Raw genomic sequence first — 26,576 nt, forward strand, 5'->3', positions numbered from 1 at the left:
GGCCAGCGCCGCCGCCACCGGCCGGCCGTCGCGCACGACGGCGATCGATATGGTCCAGTCCGGCAGGCCGCCGGCAAAGGCGCGGGTACCGTCGATCGGATCGACGATGAACACCTCGCGCCGGGCCAGGCGGGCGGGATCGTCGGCGGTTTCCTCCGACAGCCAGCCGAAATCCGGCCGGGCCGCGCCGAGCCGCTCCTTCAGGAAGCGGTCGATGGCGATGTCGGCCTCCGTCACCGGCGAGGAATGGCCCTTGGTCCAGGTCTTCACGCCCCGCCTGGCATAGTCGAGCGCCATGCGGCCCGCCTCCTCGGCGAGCGCCGCCACGAGGTCGCGCAGAACCAGATCCTCAGCGTCCGGCAACGGTCAGGCCTTCGACGAGCACCGTCGGCGCGTTGACATAGTGACGGAACGACAGGTCGTCGGCGGGCGTCATGTTGAGGAAGATGTCGGCGAGGTTGCCGGCAATGGTGATCTCGGCCACCGGATAGGTCAGCTCGCCGTTCTCGATCCAGAAGCCGGAACAGCCGCGCGAATAGTCGCCGGTCACCATGTTGACGCCGCTGCCGATCATGTCGGTGACATAGAGCCCATCCTTGACCGCGCCGATCAGCGCCGCGCGCGTCTCGGTGCCCGCGGCGAGATGCAGATTGGTGGTGCCCGGGCTCGGCGCGCCGCCGACGCCGCGGCTTGCATGGCCGGTGGTCTTCAGCCCGAGCTCGCGGGCGGTGGTCGTGTCGAGCACCCAGCTCTTCAGAACGCCGTCCTCGACCAGTGCCAGCCGGCGCGCTGCAACGCCCTCGCCGTCGAAGGGCCGGGAGGCGAGTCCGCGCCGGCGGGTCGGGTCGTCGATGATGGCGACGCCGGACTTGAACAGGCGCTCGCCGAGCCGGTCGCGCAGGAACGACGTCTTGCGGGCGATCGACTGGCCGTTGACGGCGGCGGCGAGGTGGCCGGCAAGGCTCGCGGCCATCCGCGGATCGAACACCACCGGCACCTTGCGCGTCTCGACCTTGCGTGGATTGAGGCGCTTGACGGCGCGCTCGCCGGCGCTCGCACCGATCGCCTCGGGCGTCTCGAGATCATTCCGATGGCAGACGACCGAATAGTCGCTGTCGCGTTCCATACCGGTGCCCTCGCCGGCAATGGCGGTGACCTGGAACGAGGTGTTGGAATAGAGCACCGCGCCTTCGAAACCCGTCGAGGTGACCAGCGCGAAGCCGCCGAGGCCGGTGCCGGCTGCCGCGCCGCCGGACCTGCTCACCCCGGCAACGCCGAGCGCCGCAGCCTCGGCCCGGCGCGCTAGCTCCTCGAGCTCGCCGACGCTCGCAAGGTTCGGGTCGAGCAGGTCGAGATCCTCCCAGCCGCGGGCGAGATCCGCCGGATCGGCAAGCCCCGCCACCGGATCTTCCGGCGTTGCGCGAGCGATGGCGACCGCCCGTTCGGCGAGCGCCGCAACATCCTCGCGCGGATCGTTCGAGGAGACCGAGGCCGAGCGCCGGCCGACGAAGACCCGCAGGCCGATATCGTCGCCCTCGGACCGTTCGGTGCCTTCGACCTTGCCTTCACGGAGCTGCACGCTGAGCGACATGCCGCGCACCGCCACCACGTCGCAGGCGTCGGCGCCGGCCTGGCGCGCCGCTGCAGCCAGCCGATGTGCCTGGTCGATCAGAATGCGGGTATCGAGGAGATCGGACATGAAGGGCCTATGACCATCGAGGCAATGGTCCTCGTGTAGGGACGCGCGCGCGCCGATTCAAGGCGGCATCGCGGCGGCATCCGCACGATCGCGCGAGGCGGACGACAAGTCGAATTGTCGCGGCCCTGGTCATGAACGATTCATCCTGGCGCTGAACCTTTGCGAAAGCACGTGCCGCAAGCACTCGATAAGCAGTCGTGCCAAGGCTTTCTCAAGCATAGGCAGACATCGCGGATTTCTACGATTCAATTGAGCACCGCTTAACCGTTCCGCTTAAGCGGACCGACAAGAAATGCTGCGACAGTCAGGCCAACGACGGGGCGAGAGCTGGTGCAAACAGCCGAAGACCCCAGGGAGCATGCACGTGTCGCGTCAAACCGAATTGAGGAGCGCACCCGCCGGGATCGAGGCCCTCCGCCTCGATCCCGCCAGCCTGCCGGTCCGTTACCTGATGCCCGATGCGGGCGCCGACGGCGGCAAGCGAGCGGTGGACCTGTTTCACGACGGCCTGATCATCCGCCGCACCGTAGGCGGCGCCAGGATGAAGCTGAACCTGCCCTTCACCGCCTATCAGGGTGTCGCGGTCAGCGTCGGCGAGGGCGCCGAGCCCGGCACCGACCGGGTGGAAGTGGTGCTCGTCCATGCCGATGCCAGCCTCAACGTGCCGCTGTTCGTCGCCGCCGACGACACCGAAGTGGTCGCCGAATGGCAGCTCTGGGGCCGGCGTCTCGGCCTGCCGCTGCTCGTGGTCCAGCCCGACGGCTCGGTGCAGGATGCCTTCGACCGGCTCGGCCAGGTGCTGATCGGCCGGCCAGGGCCGCGCCGGCGCCGGCATTCGGCGCTGCGCAGCCGGCGCCCGATGGCGCTGATGCGCCGCAAGGCCGGCGGCGCCGTGCAGGGGCGGGCCGTGCACCGGGAGCGCGAGATCATCGCGCGGTCGTGACGGCCGAAGCCTCGGCGTGCATTGCACGACGGGGACGACCTTGCCACATTCGGCACGGCGGGCGCCGCGGCGGCGCTCCGGAGAACCCGACAGATGCCCTTGACCCGACGCGGCCTCGGCGTGGCCGGAGCGGCGCTCGCCGCGGGACTGGCCGGCACGGCGGGGGCCGCCTTCGGCCAGGCCGCGGCGGAAACCGTCGACGTCACGCAGCTGATGCAGCCCGGCCCGCTCGGCGATTGCGTGCTCGGAGCGCCCGACGCACCGGTCACGGTGGTCGAATATGCCTCCGTCACCTGCCCGCACTGCGCGCGCTTCCACACTGCAACCCTGCCGGCCCTGAAGAATAAATATATCGACCGGGGCCATATGCGGCTGGTGTTTCGCGAGTTCCCGCTGAACCAGCTCGACGTCGCCGCCTATATCTTCGCGCGCTGCACGCTCGGTGCCGGCCGGGCGCTCGGCAATCAGGAACGCTATTTCGTCTATCTCGATGCGCTGTTCCGCAGGCAGCGCGAATGGGCCACCGCCAGCAATCCGATCGTCGCCCTCGCCGACATCGCCGCCGAGGCCGGCTATGCGCGGGCCGATCTCGAACAATGCCTCAGGGACCAGGCGATCCTCGATGCCGTGCTGCACAGCCGCGACCGGGCGGCGAGCGAGTTCGGCGTCAACTCGACGCCGACCTTCTTCGTCAACGGCCGGCGGGCGACCGGCTCCGACGCCGATCTCGCCGCGCTGATCGGCACGCTCTTGTGAACGTGGCCGCCCGCGGTCTCGCGCAAGCGTGACCGTCACGGTGCGGGCAAGCCGAAGCCGTCCTGTTGCCACGGTCGGAGGCGACAGGTATTGGCCTTGATCGACCATTTGCTGGGCAATAAGGAACAAACCACATGGCGTTGTCGCGCAGGGAACTTCTCGAGGGGGCGGCCAGCCTCGCGCTGATCGGCGCGGCGGCGGGCCTTGCCGGTCCCGCCTTGGCCCAGGCACCCCGGCGCTCGGCCGCCGAGACCGTCGACGTCGCCGAGCTGATGAAGCCCGGCCCGCTCGGCGACTGCGTGCTGGGCAAGGAAGACGCCCCGGTCACGATCGTCGAATACGCCTCGCTGACCTGCGGCCACTGCGCCAACTTCCACAACACCATCCTGCCGGGCCTGAAGGAAAAATATATCGACACCGGCAAGGTCAAGCTGGTGTTCCGCGAATTCCCGCTGAACCAGCTCGACACCGCCGTCTATATGCTGTCGCGCTGCGCGCTCGGCGCCGACGGCAAGTCGAGCGGCGATCAGGCCCGCTATTTCGCGCTGGTGAGCGTGTTCTTCAAGGACCAGCGCCAGTGGGCCTTCACCAACGATCCGCTGACCGCCGTCACCAACATCACCCGCCAGGCCGGCTTCACCCAGGCCGCCTTCGAGGCCTGCCTCAACAACCAGCCGATCCTCGACGCGCTGAACGCGGCGCGCGACCGTGCCGCCAATGCCTTCGGCGTCGAATCAACCCCGACCTTCTTCGTCAACGGCAAGCGGGTGCTGGGCGCCCAGCCGCTGGAAGAGTTCGAGAAGATCATCACGCCGCTGCTGCCGGCCTGACCCGGCCGTGCCGGGGCCGCAAGGCGCGGCCCTCTCGCCAGAAACAAAAAGGCCGCCGGGACACCCGGCGGCCTTTTTGTTGTCGGTGCGGGCAGGCCCGCCAGGCCCTCGCTCAGTTGAGCTTCGCCTTGACCTCGGCGATGCCGGCCTTGATCAGGTCGCTGCCGCCGGCGCCCTTGGCGATGTCGGCAAGCACGGAACCGGCTGCCGCGGTTGCCACATCGGCCGCAGCCGAACGGACCTCGGCCACCGCCTGGGCTTCCGCCTGGGCGATCTTGGCCTCGGCCATCTTGGTGCGGCGGGCGACGAAGTCCTCGACCTTGGTCTTGGCTTCGGTGGCCAGGCGCTCGGCATCCGCCTTGGCGGCGGCGACGATCTCGACCGCCTCCTTTTCGGCGGCGGCCTGCTTGGCCTTGTAGTCGGCGACGATCGCCTGGGCTTCCTCGCGCAGGCGCTTGGCCTCGGCGAGTTCCCCCTCGATCTTGCGGCCGCGCTCGTCGATGGCGTTGAGCACGGTCCGATGGACACCGAAATAGGCGAGGATGCCGACGAAGATCAGGAAGGCGACGGCAACCCAGGTTTCAGCTGCGAAAAGCATGATAGGGCCCTTTCCTCAGTTCTTCAGGGCCGCATCGACCGCCTTTTCGACATCGGCCTGCGCCGGCGTCTGGCCGGTGAGCTGGGCGACGATGCTCGGGGCGGTCTCGATCGCGATGCCGCGGACATTGGCCATGGCCTTTGCCTTGGATTCCGCGATCTGGGCCTCGGCGGCCGTGAGCTTGGCGCCGAGCTCGGCTTCCAGGCTCTTGCGCGTCGCCTCAGCCTCGGCGGCAACCTTGGCGTGGGTTTCGGCGGCGATCGCCTGGGCATTGTTGCGGGCATCGCCCAGCGATTTCTCGTAGGCCGCGCCGGCAGCCTCCGATTCCGCCTTGAGGCGCTGGGCCTCGGCGAGGTCGCGCGCGATGCGCTCGCCGCGCTCCTCCAGGATACTGCCGATGCGCGGCAGGATCATCTTGGAGAGCAGCCAGTAGAGCAGGCCGAACGTGATCACCAGCCACAGGATCTGCGACAGGAAGGTGTCGCCCTGGAAGGGCGGGAACCCGACGCTGCCATGCGCGTCATGCGGCACGGTGGTTCCGGTTGTGGTGGGAGAAGCCATGGCCGACCTTTAGGGATCTTGATGCAAGCCGAGAGGGCCCGACGTTGGTCACGTCGAGGCCCCCGGATCTAGAAGGCGGCTGGAGCGCCGCCCGACCGGCTCGTATCAGACTGCGAAGAGCAGCAGCAGCGCGATCAGCAGCGAGAAGATGCCGAGCGCTTCGGTCACGGCGAAGCCGAAGATCAGGCGGGGGAACTGGCCGTCGGCAGCGCTCGGATTGCGCAGCGCGCCCGAGAGGAACTGGCCGAAGATGTTGCCCACGCCGACGGCGGCGCCGGCCATGCCGATGCAGGCCAGGCCCGCGCCGAGATACTTAGCTGCAACCGGATCCATGATGAACTCCTTGAGTGCCGGTAAAGAGGATGTGGGAGAGAAACGCCGCCGCCGGATCAGTGGCCCGGATGCAGCGCGTCGTTCAGGTAGATGCAGGTCAGGATGGTGAAGACATAGGCCTGCAGGAAAGCGACGAGCAGTTCCAGCGCGGTGAGGCCGACCGCCAGCGCCAGGGGCAGCGGCGAGAAGATGGCCCAGATGCCGGCGCCGAGCATGGAGGCGACGAAGCCCGCGAAGATCTTCAGCGCGATGTGGCCGGCCAGCATGTTGGCGAAAAGACGAACCGACAGCGAGATCGGCCGCGACAGGAACGAAATGACCTCGATGACGACGACCAGCGGCAGCACGTAGCCGGGAACGCCCGAGGGTACGAAGAGGTGGAAGAAATGGGCGCCGTGCGCGGCGAAGCCGTAGATCACCACGGTGAGGAACACCAACATCGCCAGCAGGAAGGTGACGATGATGTGACTGGTGACGGTGAAGGTGCCGGGGATGAGGCCGATCAGGTTGGCGACCAGCACGAACATGAAGAGCGAGAAGACCAGCGGGAAGAACTTCATGCCTTCGTTGCCGGCCGATTGTCGCACCGTATTGGCGACAAATTCGTAGGATATCTCGGCCAGCGACTGCCACCTCGACGGCACCAGCGAGCGCCCGCGGGTAGACAGGAACAGGAAGCCGATGATCACCGCGACGGTGATCGCCATGAAGGCTGCGGAATTGGTGAAGGCGATCGGGGACTCACCGATCTTGCCGAGGGTAACGAGCGGCTTGATCTCGAATTGTGCGATCGGGCTCGCCATTTGTCGGCTGCTCCAAGTTCTTCATGCCACGGTCGCGAGGCCGAACCCCGCGGCGAACCGGCTGCGCGCTCTAGCGATCGCCCTGCCGGCTTTCGCGTTCGGCGAGCCTTAGGAGGGTGATCACCCCCGCGGCGAAGCCGAGCACGACGAAAACAATCAGACCCCAGGGTCGCGTGCCAGCGAAATGGTCGAACAACCATCCCAGGCCCGAACCCACCAGCACCGCCGAGACGAAATCGGCAGAGTAGCGGAAGCCGCGTCCCATGCCCGACGTATCGGAACCCGTCCGGCCGGCTTGGCCGCGCGCCTCGGTTCGCTTCTGCTCGAGAGCTTCGAGCCTGGATCCGAGCGCACGGCGACGCGCGTCGAGGTCGGCCTCTTCGGACGACCGCCCGCCTGCCGATCCGTCGTTCCGCTCCTCCGCTGCCATTCCAGCCTCCACGGCCGGCCCGGTCGGATGTCGCAAAACCACGGAAGGACGCCGGTCTGCCACCCCCCGTAAGCCGCGGACACCTATAGTGACGGGGCGAAACTGTGTCAAGGATTGGCAATTTCAGCCTAACTCGCTGATTCCTTGTTCATTTTTCCGTTGTCGCCGGTTCGGACTATCACCCTTGCGCCATCGAGCGACAGTCGGCCGCACGACCGCGGCCGCCGCTTCGCCCCGGTCATTCCGCCGCGATCAATTGCTCGGCGCGATCGAGATTGACGCTGACCAGGGTCGAGATGCCGCGTTCGGCCATGGTCACGCCGAACAGCCGGTTCATCCGCGCCATGGTGATCGGGTTGTGCGTGATGACGACGAAGCGCGTCTGCGTCGTGCGCGCCATCTCCTGCAGGAGATCGCAGTAGCGCTCGACATTGGCATCGTCGAGCGGCGCGTCGACCTCGTCGAGCACGCAGATCGGCGCCGGATTGGTCAGGAACACCGCGAAGATCAGCGCAATCGCCGTCAGCGCCTGCTCGCCGCCGGACAGCAGCGACAGGGTCTGCGGCTTCTTGCCCGGCGGGCGGGCGAGAATGTCGAGACCGGCTTCGAGCGGATCGTCGGATTCGATCAGCTGCAGCTCGGCCGTGCCGCCACCGAACAGGGTGGTGAACAGCCGCTGGAAGTTCTCGTTGACCATGGCGAAGGAGGCGAGCAGGCGCTCGCGGCCTTCGCGGTTGAGCGAACCGATACCGGCCCTGAGCTTCTTGATCGCCTCGACCAGGTCGTCCCGTTCGCGCGTCATGCCGTCGTACTGGGTCTGGATCTCGGTCAGCTCGTCGTCGGCGCGCAGATTGACGCCGCCCAGCTTTTCCCGCTCGCGCTTCAGCCGGTCGAGCGCCTCCTCCAGGTCGCGGGCCGGCGGCAGCTCGGCTTCCGGCGCGAGCTCGGCGATCTTGGCGAGCGCCGCCGGCGGAGAATCGAATTTCTCGACGATCTCCTGCTCGAGCTCGCGCATGCGCGTCTGGGCCGCCTCGTGCCGGCCCTCGGCGCGCACCAGCGCCTCGCGCGCGCCGGCCATGGAATCGAGCGCGGAGCGGGCCGCCCTGTCGGCCTCGGCGAGCGTCGTTTCGCCGGCCGTCAGCCGGTCGGCGGCGGTCTTCTGGGCGGCTTCGGCGTCCTGGATGCGGCCGATCAGCGACCGGCGCTGCTCGACGAAGGTGTCGGGCGCGTCGGCGAGGGTCTGGGCCTCCTCCCGCGCCTCGCCCAGACGGCGCTCGAGATCGGCGATCTGGCGGCCGGAATTGGCCTGACGGTCGAGCCAGGCCTTGCGGTCGGTCATGATGTCGCCAAGCCGGCGGGTGCGCATTTCCGCTTCGCGCGCGAGGCCCTGGGCATAGGCCCGGGCCTCGGCCAGCACCGCGCGATGCTGGGCGACCTCGGTACGGGTCTCGCCGAGCGCCTTCTCCAGATGGTCGAGCCGGTCGAGATTGTCGAAGGCGCGCACGGCGTCGTCCTTGACGGTCGCCGCCTCCTCGATGCTGGCCGACAGGCGCGCCCGCGCCTCGGCGAGGGTCGCGAGCCGCGTCACGATGCCGGCCGCGGCGCGCTCGGCGCCGGCAAGCTGGTCGCGCATGCCGTCGGCGGCGCGCTGGGCGGCGCGCCAGCCGTCGCGGGCGGCCTGCTCGCGCTGGGCCGACATCTTCACCGCGCCGACCGCCTCCTCGACCGCGGCCTTCAGGGTCACGACGGTTTCGCGGGCGGCGACGAGATCCTTTTCGATGTCGCCGAGGCGGTTGCGTTCGGCAAGCCGCCGCGCGGCGGCGGTCGGCGCATTGGCCGCCACCACGAAACCGTCCCAGCGCCAGAGGTCGCCGTCCCTGGACACCAGGCGCTGGCCGGGCAGCAGGGACTTGGCGAGCTGGGCGCCGTCGGCCTTGGCGACGACGCCGATCTGGGCGAGACGGCGGGCGAGCTCGGGCGGTGCGTCGACATGGGCGGCGAGCGGCTCGACGCCGGCCGGCAGGGCGGCATCGCCGGTCGCGTCCGCGCCACCCCAGCGCTGCGGCGAATCGGCCGCCGTCGGCGCGTCGAGATCGTCGCCGAGGGCCGCGCCGAGCGCGGTTTCGTACCCCTTGGCGACCCGGATCGCCTCCAGCACCGGCGGGAAGGCCGAGTCATGGGCGACATTCAGCACCTTGGCGAGGGTGCGCGCCTCGGTGTCGAGATGCTGCACCTGGCGCTCGGCATCGGCGAGCGGCCGGCGCGCCTCGGCTTCGAGGTCGCGGGCCTCGGCATGGGCCTGCTCGGCTTCGACAGCCTCGGCCTCGGCCTCGACCAGCGCGGCGGAGGCTGCCTCGAGCTGCACCTTCAGGGCCTCGAGGCGCGCGGCATGATCGGAACTGGCCTCGAGCTTCGAGGTTTCCGCCTCGATCTCGGCGCGCTGGGCCTCCAGTCGCACCAGCCGGTCGGAAACATCACGGATCGCGCGCTCGAGCTCGGTGCGCCGGGCGACCGCCCCGGCCAGCGCGGCGGTGGCGTCGGCAAAGGCCTTTTCGCTGCCGGCGAGCGTCGCCTCGGCGCCGGCGACCTGCTCGGCCGCCTCCTCCCCGGCCTCGCGCGCGCCCTCGACGGCCTCGCGCAGGTCCTGTTCCTCGTTGGCGAGCCGGGCCAGCACGCCGTCGGCATCGGCGCCGAGCGCCTTCTCGCGGGCGATATCGCCGTCGAGCTGGGCGACGCGCCGCTCGAGCTCGGCCATGCGCTCGCGCGCCCGCCGCTCCTCGCCGTCGAGCTGGTCGCGTGCCAGAACCAGGCGCTGCAGGGCCGCGGCCGCCTTGGCGGCCTCGTCGCGCAGGGCCGGCAGCTGATGGGCGGCGATCGCCTGCATCTTCGCGGCTTCGGCCTGGCCGGTGGTGCGCTCGGCCACCAGCCGCGTCTCGGTCTCGACCAGGCGCGAGGCCTCGCGCACCGCTTCGCCCGCCTCGCGGAACTTCAGGAAGACCAGCGTCGCCTCGGCCTTGCGGATATCCGCCGAGAGGCCGCGATAACGGATCGCCTGACGCGCCTGGCGCTTCAGATTGTCGAGCTGGCCCTCGATCTGGGCAATCACCACTTCCAGCCGCTCGAGATTGGTCTCGGCCGCCTTCAGGCGCGTCTCGGCCTCGTGCCGTCGGGCATAGAGGCCGGCAATGCCGGCCGCCTCTTCCAGAATGCGACGGCGCGACTGGGGCTTGGCGTTGATGATCTCGCTGATCTGACCCTGGCGGACCAGCGCCGGTGAGCGCGCGCCGGTGGAGGCGTCGGCGAACAGGATCTGCACGTCACGGGCGCGCACCTCGCGGCCGTTGATCTTGTAGATCGAGCCCGCCTCGCGCTCGATGCGGCGCGAGACTTCCAGCGTGTCGTTGTCGTTGAACTGGGCTGGCGCCAGGCGCTGGCTGTTGTCGACGGTGAGCGTCACTTCCGCCGTGTTGCGCGCCGGCCGGTTGCCCGAACCGGAAAAGATCACGTCGTCCATGCCGGACGCGCGCATGTTCTTGAACGAATTCTCGCCCATCACCCAGCGCAGCGCCTCGACGAGGTTCGACTTGCCGCAGCCGTTCGGCCCGACCACACCGGTCAGGCCCGGCTCGATCAGGAATTCCATCGGCTCGACGAAGGTCTTGAAGCCGAGAATGCGCAAGCGCGAGAACTTCATGGGTCCCAGGACTCGCTACGATCACTTCGCTGGATCGGTTTCGGGTGGGCGTCCAACCTGCCACGATTCATCGGGGCGCGCCATATCTAGCGTTACAATCCTGTGGACCCCGCAAGATGTTGGTGATGACGACCGCGTGCCAGCCTGGGTCGTCGTGCTGTGGCGCAGCCGCCGATGTTGCGTCGCACGACTGCCCCCTTCGATGCGGCGGCACGATCGTGTTACATTTGCGTGACAAACGCAGGAACGGACGAACCGTTCAGGAGGAAACGATGGTTTCGAAGACCCCGCGGACGCAGCCGCAAGGCAGCGTCAAGCTGGAAGACCGCTACGGCAAGGTTGCCATCAAGGCGGTGGCCGGCGCGATCGGCACGCAGAAGACGGCCAAGACCGGCTCCTGACCGGCGCGGAATGCAAAAAAGGCGGCTCGCGCCGCCTTTTGTCGTTCCGGAGATCCGAGCAGGCCCCGGCCGCACGGCCGGCTCCGCGGCGCGGGCGCCTCAGCGCACGATCACGCGGGTACCGACCGGGACGCGGTTGAACAGGTCGATCGCATGCTCGTTGTGCATGCGGATGCAGCCCGACGAGACGGCCTCGCCGATCTGCAGCGGCGAATTGGTGCCGTGGATGCGGTAGAGCGTGTCGCGACCGTTCTGATAGAGATAGAGCGCGCGCGAGCCCATCGGATTCTGCGGTCCGCCCTCCATGAAGGCCGGCAGCTGCGGCCAGCGGCGGCGCATTTCCGCTGGCGGCGTCCAGCTCGGCCACTCGGCCTTGCGCTGGATGGTCGCCGTGCCGGTCCAGCCGAACGCCTCGTTGCCGACGGCGACCTGATAACGGATGGCCGTGCCGCCTTCCTCGACCAGGAACAGATGCTTGGAGGCGGTCTCGACGATGATCGTGCCCGGCGCTTCCTGGGTGCGATAAGGCACGCGCAGCGGCATGCGCCAGTAGTCCATCTCGACCTGCGGGCCCTGCGCCATCAAGGTGGCGTCCCGCTCGGACACCGGCCTGACGGCATTCACCGTCTGATTGTTGCAGCCGGCAAGCGCCACGGCCGCCAGCGCGAGGATACCCCACCGCATGCCCAGGTCCTTTTCCAATGCCCTGGGTCGCCGGATGGCGAGGGGGTCCAGGGAACTCTTGTGAATTGCTTTGTAAGTCTTGTGGCGAAGACATGACTTTTGGTCAACGTGCCCGCGCGTGGAGCCGTGGCAAAATGCGCATCTCTGTTGCATTTCTGCCATGACGTGCCACGGCACCCGCGAACTGCCGGTCGTAAAGAGAGCCGTTCGCCGCCACGATCCTTCCACGATCGGAACCAATGGCTGCCGCACCGCACGCTTAACTCTCTCTCCAGCCGACGCGAGCCCTATGCAAGCCCGCCCGGTGCCTTTGGAGATCAGACCTATGACCTTCGCCCCGACGGCCGTCACCGTCGCTGCCGAAACATCCGGCGACCCGCTCGCCGCGCACTATCGCCGGATCGGTATCCCCGCCGTATCGGCAGCCGCAGCCCTGACGAAGCCCTCAAGATCCAAGGTGCCGGCAAGACCGGCTCACCGGCCGATCGAAGAGTTCGTCGACTGACCTTTGCGGCCGTCACGGGCGACCGTCATGGGTTCGGTCTCCATGAGAGCCGGTTCCGACCGGTCTTCATGACTACCTCCTTTAGCCTCTCCTGAATCACTTCAAGGCCGGTCCTCTGGACCGGCCTTTTTTTCATGACCGCCTTTTCAGGGCCGGCCCTCGAGCCAGGCCGAGACGAGGCCGAGGGCGATCGCCCACATGACGCAGGCGATCAGCCCGTCGAGAATGCGCCAGGCGACCGGCCGCGCGAAAACCGGCGCGAGCAGGCGAGCGCCGAAGCCGAGGGCGTAGAACCAGACCGCCGAGGCGGTCATGGCGCCGCCGGCGAAGGCCAGCCTTTCGGCGCCGGCAAAGCGGGCCGACAGACTGCCGACCAGCACGACGGTATCGAGATAGACATGCGGATTGAGCCAGGTGAAGGCGAGCGCCGCGGCAAGCGTCGCCCTGAGATCGCCGGCCTGGCCGGCCGCCGCGACCAGCGCGCCGGGCTTGAAGGCGCGGCGGGCGGCGAGCCAGCCATAGGCGGCGAGGAACGCGGCGCCGCCGAGCGTGGCGACCGTCAGAAGGCCGGGCGTCGCCCGGACCAGCGTCCCGAGCCCGGCGACGCCCGCCGCGATCAGGATCGCGTCGGACAGCGCACAAACCGTCGTCACCGCCAGGACGTGCCGGCGGATCAGGCCCTGCCGCAGCACGAAGGCGTTCTGAGCGCCGATCGCGACGATCAGGCCGGCGCCGACGAGAAGACCGGCGAGCGCCGCCTGCAGGAAGGGATAGGCCTGATCCATGCGCCGGGATTAGGCCGCCGGCCGGCCGCGGGCAAGATCGGCGGCCAATCCATTTGCCGGCATCCTTGTCATGGCCGCGTCATGGTCTGGCCTTCTTGTCGCGGCCGGCTTTCCAGGCCGGCACGAATTGGGCTAGGCCGGGAACAGCAAGGCGGGACGCCCCGGCGTGCCATTCGGAGCTTGAGCCATGTTTAATGCCTATGCCGTCGAGAACGAGGCTCTCGTCCGGATCGACACGACGCCCGATGCGGTCCCGGCCAACGTCAAATGGGTCGACCTGCTGCAGCCGGTCCAGGGCGAGGACAAGCTCCTGGAAAAATGCCTCGGCATCGAGATCCCGACGCGCGAGGAAATGCTGGAGATCGAGCCGTCGAGCCGGCTCTATGTCGACCATGGCGTGCGCTACATGACCGCGACGCTGCTCTGCAACACCGAGCTCGGCGCGCCGAAGCTCACCCAGATCTCCTTCGTGCTGTCGCCGACCCGGCTGATCACCGTGCGCTACGACACGCCGAAACCGATCAACCTGTTCCTCAACCGGTCGCAGAAGCCGGGCTCTCTGCAGGCGAGCCCGGAAGCGATCATGACCGGCCTGCTCGACACCATCGTCGACCGGATCGCCGACATCCTGGAACGCGTCGGCGAGGAGATCGAGCAGGCTTCGAGCCGCATCTTCAGCGGCGGCCACGGCGCGCGCGGCGCATCCGAGACCTTCCAGGACGTGCTGCAGACGCTCGGCACCAAGGGCGAGCTCGTCTCGAAAGCGCGCGAAAGCCTCGTCTCGATCAACCGCCTCGTCCTGTTCCTGGCGACCGAGATCGAAGGCAGCAAGGTGTCGAAGGAGGTCCGGGCGCTGCTGAAGAGCCAGAGCCGCGACGCCGAATCGCTGACCCAGCACTGCGATTCGCTCGCCGCCAAGATCACCTTCCTGCTCGACGCGGTGCTCGGCCTCATCGGCATCGAGCAGAACAACATCGTCAAGATCTTTGCGGTGCTCTCGGTGGTGTTCATGCCGCCGACCCTGGTCGGCACCATCTACGGCATGAACTTCAAGGCCATGCCCGAGCTCGGCTGGGACTTCGGCTATCCCATGGCCCTGATCCTGATGATCCTGTCGGGCGTCGTGCCCTATTGGTGGTTCCGCAAGAAGGGCTGGCTGTAGGGCCTGACGCGGCCCGCACGGCCGCTCCACCGGACATCCGCCCGCGCTCGATGCGCGGCTCGCCTGCGAACGGAAAAGGGCCGGCAGACGACCGGCCCCTTCTCCGGGATCTCCGCGACGGCGTCAGCCGCGCGCCTGCCACTTCAGGCCGACGACCTGCAATTCGGCGATGAGGGCGACGAACACCGCCTGGGCGGTGACGAAGGCGATGCCGAGCATGCTCGGGCCGATCGCACCCGACAGCATCACGGCGAAGCTTTCGATCACCCAGAGCGCATTGATGCCGACAATGGTCCAGACCGCGCCGCGGCTGGGCACGGGACGCGCCGCGGCCAGGCCGACGCCGAGCGCGAAAGGCACGAGGATCGCGCCGGCCAGCATCAGATAGGCGCCAGGGATGGCGAGCAGCGGCTCGAGCAGACCGGCGCCGACCAGCAGGAGAACGCCCATGGCGCCCGACGTCACCGCGTCGAAGGCGAGGAGGCGGCGCAGCATGACGGCGGCGTCGGAGGTGCGGAACAGGGTGGCGGCAATGGTCGACATGGCGAGGGTCCTCGGGGCTGGGCTTCGATGGTTCGGGTCCGGGCCAGGAACGAGCGGCCCGTCGACATTGCCATCATCCAGAGGCCGGCGAGGCGGGTCGATTACCTCCGAGGTCATTGGTCCGCCGCCCCGCAGCGGCTAACGTCGGGGTCTCGACACGCATCGCCACCCCCGACGACAACCGCAGTTCCGCACCATGCCGCAAGCCTCGACCGCCCAGCGCCCCGTCGGCGACCATCTGCGCGAATGGCGCCAGCGCCGGCGCCTCAGCCAGCTCGACCTTGCGACCGAGGCCAATATCTCGACACGCCATCTGAGCTTCGTGGAAACCGGCCGGTCGGCGCCGAGCCGCGAGATGATCCTGCATCTGGCCGAACAGCTCGACGTGCCTCTGCGCGAGCGCAACGTCCTGCTGGTGGCGGCGGGGTTCGCCCCGATCTTTCCGGAGCGCAGGCTCGACGATCCCGCGATCGCCAGCGCGCGGCGCGCCATCGACATCGTCCTGGCCGGCCACGAGCCCTATCCGGCGGTCGCCATCGACCGGCACTGGAACCTGGTCGCGGCCAACAATGCCATCGGTCCGTTCCTGGAAGACTGCGATGCCGCGCTGGTCGCCGCGCCGATCAATGCGCTGCGGCTCAGCCTGCACCCGCGCGGCCTTGCGCCGCGCATCGACAATTTCGGCGAGTGGCGCGCCCACCTGCTCGCCCGCCTGCGCCATCAGATCGAGGTGACCGCCGATCCGGTCCTGGAGGCGCTGCACGGCGAGGTGTCCGGCTATCCGGTGCCGCTCGCGCCGCCCCATCAGAGCCGCGGCCAGGAGGCGCACGACCTGTTCGTGCCGCTGCGGCTGAGAACCGCGGCCGGACCGCTCGCCTTCGTCAGCACGACGACCGTGTTCGGCACGCCCGTCGACGTGACACTGGCGGAGCTCGCGATCGAAGCCTTCCTGCCGGCCGATCAGGCGACCGGCGACATCCTGCGCCGACTCGCGGACGAGGAAGGCTAGATCACCCCGATCGGCTCCGCACGACGCTTCGCCGTGCTTCGAGGCGCGCCCGGCCGGGGCCCGACAAAGCCGTCCGGATCCGGCCGCGCGCCTCAGACGTGCTGGCCGCCATTGATATGGATCTCGGCGCCGTTCAGATAGCTCGATGTCTCGGTGCACAGGACATAGATGATCTTGGCGACCTCGTCCGGCGTGCCGAGCCGGCGCATGGGAATCTGCTCGACGATCTTCTCCGTGCCCGGCGACAGGATCGAGGTGTCGATTTCACCCGGCGCAATGGCATTGACCCGAATGCCGTGCGGCGCGAAGTCGGCCGCCATTTCGCGGGTCAGCCCGGCGAGCGCGGCCTTGGAGGTGGCATAGGCCGCGCCGGCGAAAGGATGCACGCGCGAGCCGGCGATCGAGGTGACGTTGACGATCGAGCCCTTGGCCTCCTTCAGCTCGGCAAGCAGGCCGCGGGCGAGCAGGATCGAGGCGAAGAAGTTCACCTGGAACACCTGCTGCCAGACGGTGAGCGGGGTGTGCAGCGAATCGAGCCGGCCGCCGGCCTCGGCCTTGGGCGAAATGCCGGCATTGTTGACGAGCGCCTCCAGCCGGCCGCCGGTCAGGCGATTGCGGATCTCGTCAATGGCCCGCTCGGTGTCGGCGGGATCGGCGAGGTCGACCTGGATGTGATCCTCGGGCCCCATTTCCCAGGGGCAGTTCTCCGGGAAGGCCTGGCGCGAGCAGGTGATCACCCGCCAGCCGGCGGAGGAGAAACGCTTGACGGTCGCATGGCCGATGCCGCGGCTGGCACCGGTGAGGAGAAGGGTTCGACGAGGCTGGTTCACGATCGCTTCCCCAGGGGTCTGGCATGGCATTCGCTTCCGCAATGCGCAGGGCGGCATTCCGGCGCGGTCCCCAATATGGATCTCGTGGGTCGCCGCGCCACTCTCCTTAGATCATATTGATGTCGGCTGGATACACGATCAGGAGATGCGATGCCGTTTCGCACGACCGTCGGTCGCACGACGCATGTCTTCGCCGACCTGAAGGAGCTGATGGCCAAGGCGACGCCGATCCGCTCCGGCGACCAGCTCGCGGGGATCGCGGCGGCGAGCCGGGAGGAAAGCGTCGCAGCAAGGCTCGCGCTCGCCGACCTGCCGCTGAAGGCGATCCTCTCCGAGCCGCTGATCGACTATGACGCGGACGAGGTCACCCGGCTGATCCTCGACGGCCACGACGAGCGCGCCTTCGCCGCGGTCGCGCATCTGACCGTCGGCGAATTCCGCGACTGGCTGCTGTCGGCGGCGGCAACGCCCGCGGCCTTGGCGCGCCTTGCACCCGGCGTCACCCCCGAGATCGCTGCCGCCGTCTCCAAGCTGATGCGCAACCAGGACCTGATCCTCGCGGCCCGGAAGGCGCAGGTCGTGACACGCTTCCGCAACACGATCGGCCTGCCCGGCACCATGGCGGTCAGGCTGCAGCCCAACCATCCCTACGACGATCCGGCCGGCATCGCCGCGTCGATCGTCGACGGGCTGATGTACGGGGCGGGCGATGCCACGATCGGCATCAATCCGGCGTCCGATTCGCCTGGCGGCATCGGCGATCTCTTGCGGCTGATCGACGAGATCATCCAGCGCCACGCCATTCCGACCCAGGGCTGCGTGCTGACCCACGTCACCTCCTCGATCGCCTTGATCGAACGCGGCGCCCCGGTCGACCTGGTGTTCCAGTCGGTCGCCGGCACGGAAAAGGCCAATGCCGGCTTCGGCGTCACGCTCGCCCTGATCCGGGAGGGGCTCGATGCCGCCCGCTCGCTGAAGCGCGGCACGGTCGGCGACAATGTCATGTATTTCGAAACCGGCCAGGGCAGCGCCCTTTCCGCGGGCGCCCACCACGGCGTCGACCAGCAGACCCTGGAGGCGCGCGCCCAGGCCGTCGCCCGCGCCTTCTCGCCGCTGCTGGTCAATACGGTCGTCGGCTTCATCGGCCCGGAATATCTCTATGACGGCAAGCAGATCCTGCGCGCCGGCCTCGAGGACCATTTCTGCGGCAAGCTGATGGGCGTGCCGCTCGGCTGCGACGTCTGCTACACCAATCACGCCGAAGCCGATCAGGACGACATGGATACGCTCCTGACCTGCCTTGCCGCCGCCGGCGTCTCCTTCATCATGGGCGTGCCCGGCGCCGACGACGTCATGCTCAACTATCAGTCGACCTCATTCCACGACGCGCTCTATGTGCGCGAGACCTTCGGCCTGAAACGGGCGCCGGAATTCGAGGCCTGGCTCGAAACCATCGGGCTGACCGATGCTGCCGGCAGGCTGCTGCCCGCGCCTTCCGGCCACCGGCTGATCGCCGCCGCGGGAGCCCTGTCATGACCATGGACAGGAGCGACGGTGACACGGTCGATGGCGGTGGCGCCGGCCGGGATCCCTGGCTGCATCTGGCGGCGATGACGCCGGCCCGCATCGCCATCGGCCGGGCGGGCGGCTCGCTGCCGACCCGCGAGGTGCTGGCCTTCGCGCTCGCCCACGCCAAGGCGCGCGACGCCGTGCATGCCGCGCTCGATACGGCGGGCATCGCCGCCGCCCTGGCGGCGATCGATCTGGCGACCGTCACCGTGGAGAGCGAGGCGCGCGACCGCGCCGCCTATCTCAGGCGCCCGGACTGGGGCCGCCGGCTTTCGGCGGCCGCAGCGGAGCGCCTTGCCCGCCATCGCCATGGGCCGGTGGATCTCGTCATCGTCATTGCCGACGGCCTTTCCGCCACCGCGGTCGAGGCGGGCGCGGTCCGCCTCGTGACCGCCCTCGTGCCGCGTCTCGGCGCGGCCGGCATCGGTCTCGGGCCGGTGGTAATCGCGACCGGCGCACGGGTTGCGCTCGGCGACGCCGTCGCGGCCGCGCTCGACGCCCGCGCGGTGCTGGTGCTGATCGGTGAAAGGCCAGGCCTCTCCGCCGCCGACAGCCTCGGCGCCTATCTGACCTTCGACGCCCGCCCGGGCCGGGCCGATGCCGACCGCAACTGCGTCTCCAACATCCGCGACGGCGGCCTCGGCATCGACGCCGCGGCCTTCAAGCTGGCCTGGCTGACGCGCGAAGCGTTCCGGCGCCGGCTCACCGGCGTCGCGCTGAAGGACGACAGCGATCCCGCCTTGTCCGCGCCGTCGGGCGCGGACCGGCTCGCCGGCCGCCCGTCTCAGGGATAGAGCCGCAGCTTGGCGGTCCAGGGACCTTCCGGCTTGTCGCGGCGGAAGGCGATGCGGTCGTGCAGGCGGAACGGCCGGTCGTGCCAGAATTCGATGGAGACCGGCAGGATGCGGAAGCCGGTCCAGTGCGGCGGCCGCGGCACCTCGCCGACGGCATATTTGGCCGTGTAGAGCGCGACCGCCTTTTCCAGGGCGAACCGGCTCTCCAGGGGACGCGACTGCTGGCTGGCCCAGGCGCCGATGCGGCTGGCGCGCGGACGCGAGGCGAAATAGGCATCCGCTTCCGCGTCGGACACCTGCTCGATCGGGCCGCGCACCCTGACCTGGCGGTGCAGCGACTTCCAATGGAACACGACAGCCGCCTTGCCGGCGCCGAGAAGCTCGGTGCCCTTCTGGCTTTCGGTGTTGGTGTAGAACACGAACCCCTTGGGATCGACGCCCTTCAGCAGCACCATGCGGACATTGGGCAGGCCGTCGGCATCGACCGTCGACAGCGCCATGGCATTGGGGTCGTTCGGTTCCGACGCCTTGGCATCGGCCATCCAGCGGGCGAACAGTTCGTACGGCTCGTCGCTCGCGGCGAAGTCTTCCGGATCCGAACCTGACATTAACCAACTCCGTTGTTCACTCCGCCCAGAACGGTATCGGGCTGCGGAGTCGCGAGCGAATGGGTGAAGCGTTTGGCGCGAGCCAAGCATATAGCGCCGAGGCGGGGTCGCGCCCAAGGCCGCGATCGCCAGGCCACCCATGCGGGAGCCGCGTGCTGCGCCTCGCCGTCCTCGCCGTCGCCGCGGCGGGCCTTGCCGGCTGCGCCGTGACCTTGCCCTCGCTCTGGGAGAGGACGCAGACGACGCCGCCCGCGAGCCAGGCCGCCCCGGCCGCCGCAACGGCCCAGGCCGAACCGGCCAGCCCGGCGGCCCGTGACCAGGCCCGATCCGGCGGGAGCGGCGAGCCGTTGCGGCTGCAGGCCTACCAGGCCGACGATGCCGTGACGACCGGCTCGATCCGGCGCCCGACGCCGCAGGATGCGGCGAGCCAGCCTGCTGCGGGAACCGCGCCCATCCCGGATGCCGACTGGCAGGCGGCCAGGCGCGTGCTGCTGGAGGCCCTGGCCGATCCTGCCGACACGCCCAGCCTGCCCTGGGAGAACGCCGAGAGCGGCATGCGCGGCACGGTGACGGCGCTGCAGCGCGCCAACGGCACGGCGGGCCAGACCTGCCGCAACTTCCTCGGCAGCGCCATCAAGGACGGCAAGGAGGTCTGGTTCGACGGCCGGGCCTGCCGCTCCGCCGGCGCATGGGCGGTGCTCGAAGTCAGGCCCTGGCGCCGAGGCTAGCGTGCGCAGCCGGCGCAGCCTTTCCCGACACATTGTCAAGATCGGTGACAATCCCCACATTGAACGCCGACTGAACCCATCCCCTGTGTCCTGAATGGGATCTGCGCCCCGCTCCGCCGTTCGAACGAGGCGCGTTTCCCTTGAGGCCACGACGTAGCGGCGCCAGTGCGCGAGCCAGCGCGCCCTGGCGATTGTTTGAAGGACCACCATGCCACGCGATCCCTATGACGTGATCGGCGTCGCGCGCACGGCGAGCGCCGAGGATATCAAGCGGGCCTTCCGCAAGAAGGCCAAGGCGCTGCATCCGGACGCCAATCCGAACGACCCGAAGGCTCAGGATCGGTTCGCCGAACTGAACAATGCCTACGAGCTGCTGTCCGACGAGGCGAAACGCCAGGCCTTCGATCGCGGCGAGATCGATGCGGAAGGCAAGCCGCGCTTTTCCGGCTTCGAGGGTTTCGGCCGCTCTGGCGGACGCGGCGCGGGCGGCGGCGGAGCCGAGACCATCTTCGAGACCTTCAGCTTCGGCCAGGACGGCTTCCGCCGTTCCGGTGGACGGCGGGGTGCCGGCGGCGGCGCGACGGCCGACGATTTCTTCGACATTCTCTCCGGCATGACCGGGCGGGCCGGCGCGCGCGGCGGTGATCCCTTCGGTGGCAATCCGTTCGGCGGCGGACCGGAGCCGGCCGGCGGCGAAGACGTGACGCTGACCGTCAAGGTGCCGTTTCTCGACGCGGCGCGCGGCGCGACCCAGCGCGTCGTGCTGCCCTCGGGCGAGGCGGTCGACATCAAGATCCCGGCCGGCACGCGTGACGGCCACCGCATGCGCCTGCGCGGCAAGGGCAAGGCGGCCAGCCTCGGCCGGCCGGCCGGCGACGCCTATGTGGTGATCGCGGTCGAACCGCATCCCCATTTCCGCGCCGAAGGCCGCGACATCAGGCTGGAACTGCCGATCGCACTCGACGAGGCCATCCTCGGCGGCAAGGTGCGTGCGCCGACCCTCGACGGCGAGGTGGAGCTGACCCTGCCGCCGATGACCGCATCGGGCAAGAGTTTCCGCCTGCGCGGCAAGGGCCTGGCGGGCCCGGACGGACCCGGCGATCTCTATGTCACGACCAAGATCGTGCTGCCCGAAGCGAGCGCGGACCTGGAAGGTTTTGCCCGCGTCCTGAAGGAACGGCGCAAGACCGACCCGCGACAGGCCATGTAACAGCGCCTTGCACCGTCCCGCCGGCGGTGGCATAGCTCCCGGCTCACTTTTGAAGAATTCTGCCGGGCGAGGATCAGATGGCGGGCATCATGCAGGGCAAGCGCGGCCTCATTCTCGGGGTGGCGAACAACCGGTCCATTGCCTGGGGCATTGCCAAGGCATGCCGGGCCCAGGGCGCGGAGCTTGCCTTCACCTACCAGGGCGAGGCGCTGGAAAAACGCGTGAGGCCGCTGGCCGCCGAGCTCGGCGGCCATGTCGTCGGCCATTGCGACGTCACCGACCCGGCCACCATGGACGCGGTCTTCGCGGAGACCGAGAAGCTGTTCGGCGGGCTCGACTTCGTGCTGCACGCCATCGCCTTTTCCGACAAGGACGAGCTGACCGGCCGCTATGTCGACACGACCGAAGGCAACTTCACCAAGTCGCTGCTGATTTCCTGCTATTCGTTCACGGCGATCGCCCAGCGGGCCGAAAAGCTGATGCCGAATGGCGGCTCGCTTCTGACCCTGACCTATTACGGCGCCGAGAAGTGGATGCCGCATTACAACGTGATGGGTGTCGCCAAGGCCGCGCTGGAAGCGAGCGTGCGCTATCTTGCCGCCGATCTCGGCGAGAAGAACATCCGCGTCAACGCCATCTCCGCCGGGCCGATCAAGACGCTGGCGGCGTCCGGCATCGGCGATTTCCGCTACATCCTGAAGTGGAACGAATACAATTCGCCGCTGCGCCGCACCGTGACGATCGAGGAGGTCGGCGATGCCGGCATGTACTTCCTCTCCGATCTCGCCCGCGGTGTCACCGGTGAAATCCACCATGTCGATGCCGGCTACCATGTCGTCGGCATGAAGAACCCGGCGGCCCCGGACATTTCGGTCGCCAAGGAGTAGGCCCGGCCACGCCCGGCTTCGACGGGCCGGGCGGCGGCGATGCCGCTTGATCAACGGGTCCGGCCGCGCCACGATCCTGCCCGACAGCCGGGCCAACCGGCCGCACCAGACGGGACAGGACCCATGAAGCTCAGGACACTCCTCGCAGCTGCCGTCGCCGGCGTCGGCATTGCGATCGGCCTTGCGGCCGCCTACGCCCAGGAAAAGCTGAAGATCGGTTTCGTCTATGTCGGACCGGTCGGCGACCACGGCTGGACCTACCAGCACGACGTCGCCCGGCGCCAGCTGGAGCAGACCTTCGGCAACCGGATCGAGACGACCTTCGTCGAGAAGGTGGCGGAGGGCCCGGACGCCGAACGCGTCATCGAGCAGCTCGCCCGCACCGGCCACCGGCTGATCTTCACCACCTCCTTCGGCTTCATGGACCCGACCGCCAGGGTCGCCCAGCGCCATCCGAACGTGCGCTTCGAGCATGCGACCGGCTTCAAGCGCTCGGCCAACCTTGCCACCTATGCCGGCCGCTTCTACGAAGGCCGCTACATTCTCGGCCAGATCGCCGCACGCATGTCGAAGACCGGCACGGTCGGCTATATCGGCTCCTTCGCGATCCCCGAGGTCGTCTCCGGCATCAATGCCTTCATGCTCGGCGCCCAGTCGGTGCGGCCCGACCTGAAGATCAAGATCGTCTGGGTCAATTCCTGGTACGATCCGGGCAAGGAGGCGGACGCTGCCAAGGCGCTGGCCGACCAGGGCGCCGACATCATCTCCCAGCACACGGATTCGCCCGCCGCCATCCAGATCGCCGAGCAGCGCGGCATCTTCGCCTTCGGTCAGGATTCCGACATGATCCGCTTCGGGCCCCGGGCGCAGCTCACCGCGATCGTCAACAACTGGGTGCCCTACTACACGCAGCGCGTGCAGGCCGTGCTCGACGGCAAGTGGACGTCCGGCGACGTCTGGGGCGGACTGAACACCGATCTCGTCCACATGGCGCCCTATACCAACATGCCGGCCGAGGTCAGGGCCCAGGCGGAGGCGACGGAAGCGGCAATCAAGGCCGGCACCATCCACCCGTTCCGCTGCCCGGTGGTCCGTGCCGACGGCCAGACGGTGGAGTGCCGCGGCAACGGCGTCCTGTCGGACGAGCAGATCCTCGGCATGAACTTCTACGTCCGCGGCATCGACGAGCGGATGCCCGCGGGCAACTGAGCCAGGCCCGCGCGGCCGCCGGCCGGTTCGCATCGGCCGGCTCCGGTGCTATAGCCCGGCGGTCCGGTCCGCCGGCCTTTCCCTTTCATTCGCCCCGGCCACCCGCCGTCGGGCCTTCATTGTCGATGCCGTGACCACATCCCCCACCCTCTCCGGCTTCCGCCGCATCGTCGTGAAGATCGGCTCGTCGCTGCTCGTCGACGGCGCCAAGGGCACGCTCAAGCGCCATTGGCTGGAAACGCTCGGCCAGGACATCGCCCGCCATGCGGCGCGCGGCGCCGACATGCTGATCGTCTCGTCCGGCGCCATCGCGCTCGGCCGCACCATGCTGAAACTGCCGAAGGGCCCGCTGGAGCTCGAGCAGAGCCAGGCCGCCGCCTCGATCGGCCAGATCGCGCTGGCGCGGGCCTGGTCGGAAGTTCTCGGCGCGCACGCGATCGTCGCCGGCCAGATCCTCCTGACCCTCAACGACACCGAGGAACGGCGGCGCTATCTCAACGCGCGCAGCACCATCGAAACCCTGCTCGGCTTCCGTGCCGTGCCCGTCGTCAACGAAAACGACACGGTGGCGACCGACGAGATCCGCTACGGCGACAATGACCGGCTGGCCGCGCGGGTCGCCACCATGATCGGTGCCGACTGCCTGGTCCTGCTCTCCGACATCGACGGGCTCTACAGCGCGCCGCCGCATCTCGACCCGCAGGCGAAGCTGATCCCGGTCGTGCCGCGCATCACCCGCGAGATCGAGAGCGTCGCCGGCGGCGCGGCCTCCGAACTGTCGCGCGGCGGCATGGCCACCAAGGTGGAGGCCGGCAAGATCGCGACGACCGCCGGCACGACCATGGTGATCGCTTCCGGCAAATACGACCATCCGCTCGGCCGGATCGAGGCGGGCGGGCCCTGCACCTGGTTCCTGACCTCGACCCAGCCGGTGACCAGCCGCAAGAAATGGATCGCCGGCGCGCTCGAGCCGCGCGGCGTCCTCTGGCTCGACGCCGGAGCGGTGGACGCGCTGAGGGCTGGCAAGAGCCTGCTGCCGGCCGGGGTGCGCAAGGTGGAGGGGGCCTTCGAACGGGGCGATGCGGTGGTCATCCGCGGTGCCGACGGCGCCGAGATCGGCCGCGGCCTCGTCGCCTTCGACGGCATCGAGGCGGCCCAGATCATCGGCCGCTCGTCACGGGCGATCGAAGACATTCTCGGCTACAAGGGCCGCGCCGCCATGGTGCACCGGGACGACCTGGTGTTGGGGAGCGAGTAGCGAGCGAATTTTCCTGTCTCACGGCGCTGAGCAGCAAACCCTATTCGCCATTCGCTACTCGCTATTCGCCACTAACTCGCCGCCATCGCCTGCTTTTCGCGGCGGCGCTGGACCGAGGAGGGGATGCGCAGCGCCTCGCGGTATTTGGCGACCGTGCGGCGGGCGATGTCGATGCCGGATTCGCGCAGCTTGTCCATGATGGCATCGTCCGAGAGGATGTCGGCGGCATCCTCCTGGTCGATCATCTGCTTGATGCGGAAGCGCACCGCCTCGGCCGAATGGCTCTCGCCGCCCTCGGAGCTCGCGATCGCCGAGGTGAAGAAATATTTCATTTCGAAAATGCCGCGGCTGGTCGCCATCGACTTGTTCGAGGTGACGCGGGAGACCGTCGATTCGTGCATGCTGATGGCATCCGCGATGGTCTTCAGGTTGAGCGGCCGCAAATATTGGACGCCGAGCGCGAAGAAGGCGTCCTGCTGGCGAACGATCTCGGTCGCGACCTTCAGGATCGTGCGGGCCCGCTGGTCGAGCGCGCGGGTCAGCCAGGTCGCCGTCTGCATGGCATCGGCGAGGAAGGTCTTGTCGGTCTCGGTCTTCGCCGTCTTCGACACGCGCGCGTAGTAGCTCTGGTTGACCAGGACTTTCGGCAGGGTCTCGGTGTTCAGCTCGACCAGCCAGCCGCCGTCGGGGCCGGCGCGCACCATGACGTCGGGCACCAGCGCCTGGACCGGTGCGAAGCCATAGGCGAGGCCCGGCTTCGGATTGAGCCGGCGGATCTCGGCTACCATGTCGGCGAGATCCTCGTCGTCGACCCCGCAAATGCGCTTCAGCGCCTGGAAGTCGCGGCGCGCCAGCAGGTCGAGATGGCCGACCAGCGCCTGCATGGCCGGATCGAACCGGTTCTGGTCGCGCAGCTGGATGGCGAGGCATTCGGCAAGGTTGCGCGCGGCGACGCCGGAGGGCTCGAAGGCCTGGATGAGGCCGAGAATGCGCTCGACCTCAGCCGGATCGGCCCCGAGGCGGTCGGCGACATCGGCCGTCGTCACCGTCAGGTAGCCCGCCTCGTCGACGGCATCGATCAGCATCTGGCCGATCAGCCGCTGCTGCGGCGTCTCGACGGCCAGAGCCAGCTGGTTGGACAGATGATCGGCCAGCGAAAGGTCGGCGGAGACGAAGGCTTCGAGATTGTAGTCGTCCTCGTCGCGGCCACCCGAGCCGACATTCGACCAGGACGAGGTCATCGGATCGGAAGCAGCGTCGGCGTGGCGCACCTCCGGACCCTTGTCGTCCGGAAAGACGTTTTCCATTTCCGTGCCGAGCCGTTCCTCGATGGCGGTGCGGCTGCTGTCGAGTTCGTCGCCCAGCCAGTCGCCGGCCTCCGCGTCGCGTTCGGCCGCGGGGGCCGCGACGGGCGCCTCGCCGTCGACGGCCGGCTCGGGGGCGGGCTCGGCCCGCTCCAGGAGCGGGTTCTTCTCAAGCTCCGCCTCGACATAGGCGACGAGGTCGAGATTGGACAGCTGCAGGAGCTTGATGGCCTGCATGAGCTGGGGCGTCATGACCAGGGACTGGCCGACGCGAAGCTCCAATCGTGCAGAGAGCGCCATCGTTTTCCTTGCTACCACGGGATGTGGGCCGCCTCTTTCCAAGAGAGCGGGCGCAGGCTGATTCAATAGATCGGGCGCGCGCTGTTAGCAAGGTTCATGCCATGACTGGCGTGACCGTTCGGTTAAACCGCTTCCCTAGCGTT

The 26,576-nt window shown here is 68.7% G+C and carries 28 protein-coding genes; 14 read left to right on the top strand and 14 right to left on the bottom strand.

All coding sequences use genetic code 11. The features are described from left to right. On the bottom strand, window positions 1–363 hold a 363-nt coding region (locus OZ671_RS17795), incomplete at its 3' end, for an inositol monophosphatase family protein (protein WP_328286384.1). Next, the gene (locus tag OZ671_RS17800) at window positions 350–1,699 is read right to left on the bottom strand and encodes a TldD/PmbA family protein (protein ID WP_268861986.1); all 1,350 of its coding nucleotides are present in this window, start codon (window positions 1,697–1,699) and stop codon (window positions 350–352) included. The genes OZ671_RS17795 and OZ671_RS17800, both read right to left, overlap by 14 nt. Window positions 1,700–2,063: 364 nt before the next feature. Here OZ671_RS17800 and OZ671_RS17805 point away from each other — a divergent pair, with 364 nt between their 5' ends. The 3 genes from OZ671_RS17805 (at window position 2,064) to OZ671_RS17815 (ending at window position 4,228) form a co-directional block, all read left to right on the top strand. After that, entirely contained in the window at window positions 2,064–2,642 is a 579-nt protein-coding gene (locus OZ671_RS17805; protein WP_268861987.1) for a DUF6101 family protein, read from the top strand. 93 nt (window positions 2,643–2,735) lie between these two features. After that, window positions 2,736–3,398 (top strand): DsbA family protein, encoded by a 663-nt coding sequence (locus tag OZ671_RS17810; protein ID WP_268861988.1) that lies wholly within the window; start codon window positions 2,736–2,738, stop codon window positions 3,396–3,398. Window positions 3,399–3,532: 134 nt separating this feature from the next. Next, window positions 3,533–4,228, top strand: coding sequence for a DsbA family protein (locus OZ671_RS17815; protein WP_268861989.1), 696 nt, complete (start codon window positions 3,533–3,535; stop codon window positions 4,226–4,228). 112 nt (window positions 4,229–4,340) lie between these two features. Here OZ671_RS17815 and OZ671_RS17820 read toward each other — a convergent pair whose 3' ends face one another. The 6 genes from OZ671_RS17820 to smc form a co-directional block, all read right to left on the bottom strand. After that, window positions 4,341–4,826, bottom strand: a complete 486-nt coding sequence (locus tag OZ671_RS17820; RefSeq protein WP_268861990.1) for a F0F1 ATP synthase subunit B family protein — start codon at window positions 4,824–4,826, stop codon at window positions 4,341–4,343. A gap of 15 nt (window positions 4,827–4,841) precedes the next feature. Beyond that, entirely contained in the window at window positions 4,842–5,387 is a 546-nt protein-coding gene (locus OZ671_RS17825) for a F0F1 ATP synthase subunit B (RefSeq protein WP_268861991.1), read from the bottom strand. Between the two features lie 105 nt (window positions 5,388–5,492). Next, complete coding sequence (locus OZ671_RS17830; protein WP_038302261.1) at window positions 5,493–5,720, bottom strand: F0F1 ATP synthase subunit C; 228 nt, start codon at window positions 5,718–5,720, stop codon at window positions 5,493–5,495. Window positions 5,721–5,776: 56 nt separating this feature from the next. Continuing rightward, complete coding sequence (locus tag OZ671_RS17835; protein ID WP_268861992.1) at window positions 5,777–6,523, bottom strand: F0F1 ATP synthase subunit A; 747 nt, start codon at window positions 6,521–6,523, stop codon at window positions 5,777–5,779. A gap of 70 nt (window positions 6,524–6,593) precedes the next feature. Beyond that, window positions 6,594–6,953, bottom strand: coding sequence for an AtpZ/AtpI family protein (locus OZ671_RS17840; RefSeq protein WP_038302265.1), 360 nt, complete (start codon window positions 6,951–6,953; stop codon window positions 6,594–6,596). A 238-nt stretch (window positions 6,954–7,191) separates the two neighbouring features. Further along, the gene (gene smc / locus OZ671_RS17845) at window positions 7,192–10,647 is read right to left on the bottom strand and encodes a chromosome segregation protein SMC (RefSeq protein ID WP_268861993.1); all 3,456 of its coding nucleotides are present in this window, start codon (window positions 10,645–10,647) and stop codon (window positions 7,192–7,194) included. Between the two features lie 272 nt (window positions 10,648–10,919). Here smc and OZ671_RS17850 point away from each other — a divergent pair, with 272 nt between their 5' ends. After that, window positions 10,920–11,048, top strand: a complete 129-nt coding sequence (locus OZ671_RS17850) for a hypothetical protein (protein ID WP_268861994.1) — start codon at window positions 10,920–10,922, stop codon at window positions 11,046–11,048. Between the two features lie 99 nt (window positions 11,049–11,147). Here OZ671_RS17850 and OZ671_RS17855 read toward each other — a convergent pair whose 3' ends face one another. Continuing rightward, window positions 11,148–11,732 (bottom strand): L,D-transpeptidase, encoded by a 585-nt coding sequence (locus tag OZ671_RS17855; protein WP_038302280.1) that lies wholly within the window; start codon window positions 11,730–11,732, stop codon window positions 11,148–11,150. A gap of 325 nt (window positions 11,733–12,057) precedes the next feature. Here OZ671_RS17855 and OZ671_RS17860 point away from each other — a divergent pair, with 325 nt between their 5' ends. Then, entirely contained in the window at window positions 12,058–12,237 is a 180-nt protein-coding gene (locus OZ671_RS17860) for a hypothetical protein (protein ID WP_038302282.1), read from the top strand. Window positions 12,238–12,383: 146 nt separating this feature from the next. Here the strand turns inward: OZ671_RS17860 and OZ671_RS17865 are convergent, their stop codons facing one another. Then, on the bottom strand, window positions 12,384–13,022 hold the full coding sequence (locus tag OZ671_RS17865) for a LysE/ArgO family amino acid transporter (protein ID WP_268861995.1): 639 nt from the start codon (window positions 13,020–13,022) through the stop codon (window positions 12,384–12,386). 187 nt (window positions 13,023–13,209) lie between these two features. Between OZ671_RS17865 and corA the strand changes: the two genes are divergently transcribed. Further along, window positions 13,210–14,184 (top strand): magnesium/cobalt transporter CorA, encoded by a 975-nt coding sequence (corA, locus tag OZ671_RS17870; protein ID WP_268861996.1) that lies wholly within the window; start codon window positions 13,210–13,212, stop codon window positions 14,182–14,184. 123 nt (window positions 14,185–14,307) lie between these two features. On the opposite strand, the gene OZ671_RS17875 is transcribed toward corA, so the two are convergent. Next, window positions 14,308–14,727: a hypothetical protein gene (locus OZ671_RS17875; RefSeq protein ID WP_268861997.1), complete on the bottom strand. Its 420-nt coding sequence runs from the start codon at window positions 14,725–14,727 to the stop codon at window positions 14,308–14,310. 196 nt (window positions 14,728–14,923) lie between these two features. On the opposite strand from OZ671_RS17875, the gene OZ671_RS17880 reads away from it, so the two are divergent. Beyond that, window positions 14,924–15,736, top strand: coding sequence for a helix-turn-helix domain-containing protein (locus tag OZ671_RS17880; RefSeq protein WP_268861998.1), 813 nt, complete (start codon window positions 14,924–14,926; stop codon window positions 15,734–15,736). Window positions 15,737–15,828: 92 nt separating this feature from the next. Here OZ671_RS17880 and OZ671_RS17885 read toward each other — a convergent pair whose 3' ends face one another. Further along, on the bottom strand, window positions 15,829–16,596 hold the full coding sequence (locus OZ671_RS17885) for an SDR family NAD(P)-dependent oxidoreductase (protein WP_038302289.1): 768 nt from the start codon (window positions 16,594–16,596) through the stop codon (window positions 15,829–15,831). A 120-nt stretch (window positions 16,597–16,716) separates the two neighbouring features. On the opposite strand from OZ671_RS17885, the gene OZ671_RS17890 reads away from it, so the two are divergent. Then, a complete protein-coding gene (locus tag OZ671_RS17890) occupies window positions 16,717–18,102 on the top strand; it encodes an ethanolamine ammonia-lyase subunit EutB (RefSeq protein WP_268861999.1) in 1,386 nt (461 codons plus the stop codon). Continuing rightward, window positions 18,099–18,929 (top strand): ethanolamine ammonia-lyase subunit EutC, encoded by an 831-nt coding sequence (eutC, locus tag OZ671_RS17895; protein WP_268862000.1) that lies wholly within the window; start codon window positions 18,099–18,101, stop codon window positions 18,927–18,929. The genes OZ671_RS17890 and eutC overlap by 4 nt, the downstream gene beginning before the upstream one ends. On the opposite strand, the gene pdxH is transcribed toward eutC, so the two are convergent. After that, window positions 18,920–19,537: a pyridoxamine 5'-phosphate oxidase gene (gene pdxH, locus OZ671_RS17900; RefSeq protein WP_268862001.1), complete on the bottom strand. Its 618-nt coding sequence runs from the start codon at window positions 19,535–19,537 to the stop codon at window positions 18,920–18,922. The two genes, eutC and pdxH, sit on opposite strands and share 10 nt — an antisense overlap. 152 nt (window positions 19,538–19,689) lie before the next feature. Here pdxH and OZ671_RS17905 point away from each other — a divergent pair, with 152 nt between their 5' ends. The 5 genes from OZ671_RS17905 (at window position 19,690) to proB (ending at window position 24,829) form a co-directional block, all read left to right on the top strand. Beyond that, complete coding sequence (locus OZ671_RS17905) at window positions 19,690–20,265, top strand: RT0821/Lpp0805 family surface protein (RefSeq protein ID WP_268862002.1); 576 nt, start codon at window positions 19,690–19,692, stop codon at window positions 20,263–20,265. Between the two features lie 208 nt (window positions 20,266–20,473). Further along, on the top strand, window positions 20,474–21,475 hold the full coding sequence (locus OZ671_RS17910) for a DnaJ C-terminal domain-containing protein (protein WP_268862003.1): 1,002 nt from the start codon (window positions 20,474–20,476) through the stop codon (window positions 21,473–21,475). A gap of 77 nt (window positions 21,476–21,552) precedes the next feature. Next, window positions 21,553–22,362 (top strand): enoyl-ACP reductase FabI, encoded by an 810-nt coding sequence (gene fabI, locus OZ671_RS17915; RefSeq protein WP_038302297.1) that lies wholly within the window; start codon window positions 21,553–21,555, stop codon window positions 22,360–22,362. A 123-nt stretch (window positions 22,363–22,485) separates the two neighbouring features. Next, window positions 22,486–23,571 (top strand): BMP family ABC transporter substrate-binding protein, encoded by a 1,086-nt coding sequence (locus OZ671_RS17920; RefSeq protein ID WP_268862004.1) that lies wholly within the window; start codon window positions 22,486–22,488, stop codon window positions 23,569–23,571. A 130-nt stretch (window positions 23,572–23,701) separates the two neighbouring features. Beyond that, window positions 23,702–24,829 (top strand): glutamate 5-kinase, encoded by a 1,128-nt coding sequence (gene proB, locus OZ671_RS17925; protein ID WP_268862005.1) that lies wholly within the window; start codon window positions 23,702–23,704, stop codon window positions 24,827–24,829. Window positions 24,830–24,900: 71 nt separating this feature from the next. Here the strand turns inward: proB and rpoN are convergent, their stop codons facing one another. Next, a complete protein-coding gene (gene rpoN / locus OZ671_RS17930) occupies window positions 24,901–26,433 on the bottom strand; it encodes an RNA polymerase factor sigma-54 (protein WP_268862006.1) in 1,533 nt (510 codons plus the stop codon). Window positions 26,434–26,576: the final 143 nt, after the last annotated feature.

The organism is Phreatobacter sp. AB_2022a (assembly GCF_026847585.1).
In the GTDB taxonomy this organism is placed as follows: domain Bacteria; phylum Pseudomonadota; class Alphaproteobacteria; order Rhizobiales; family Phreatobacteraceae; genus Phreatobacter.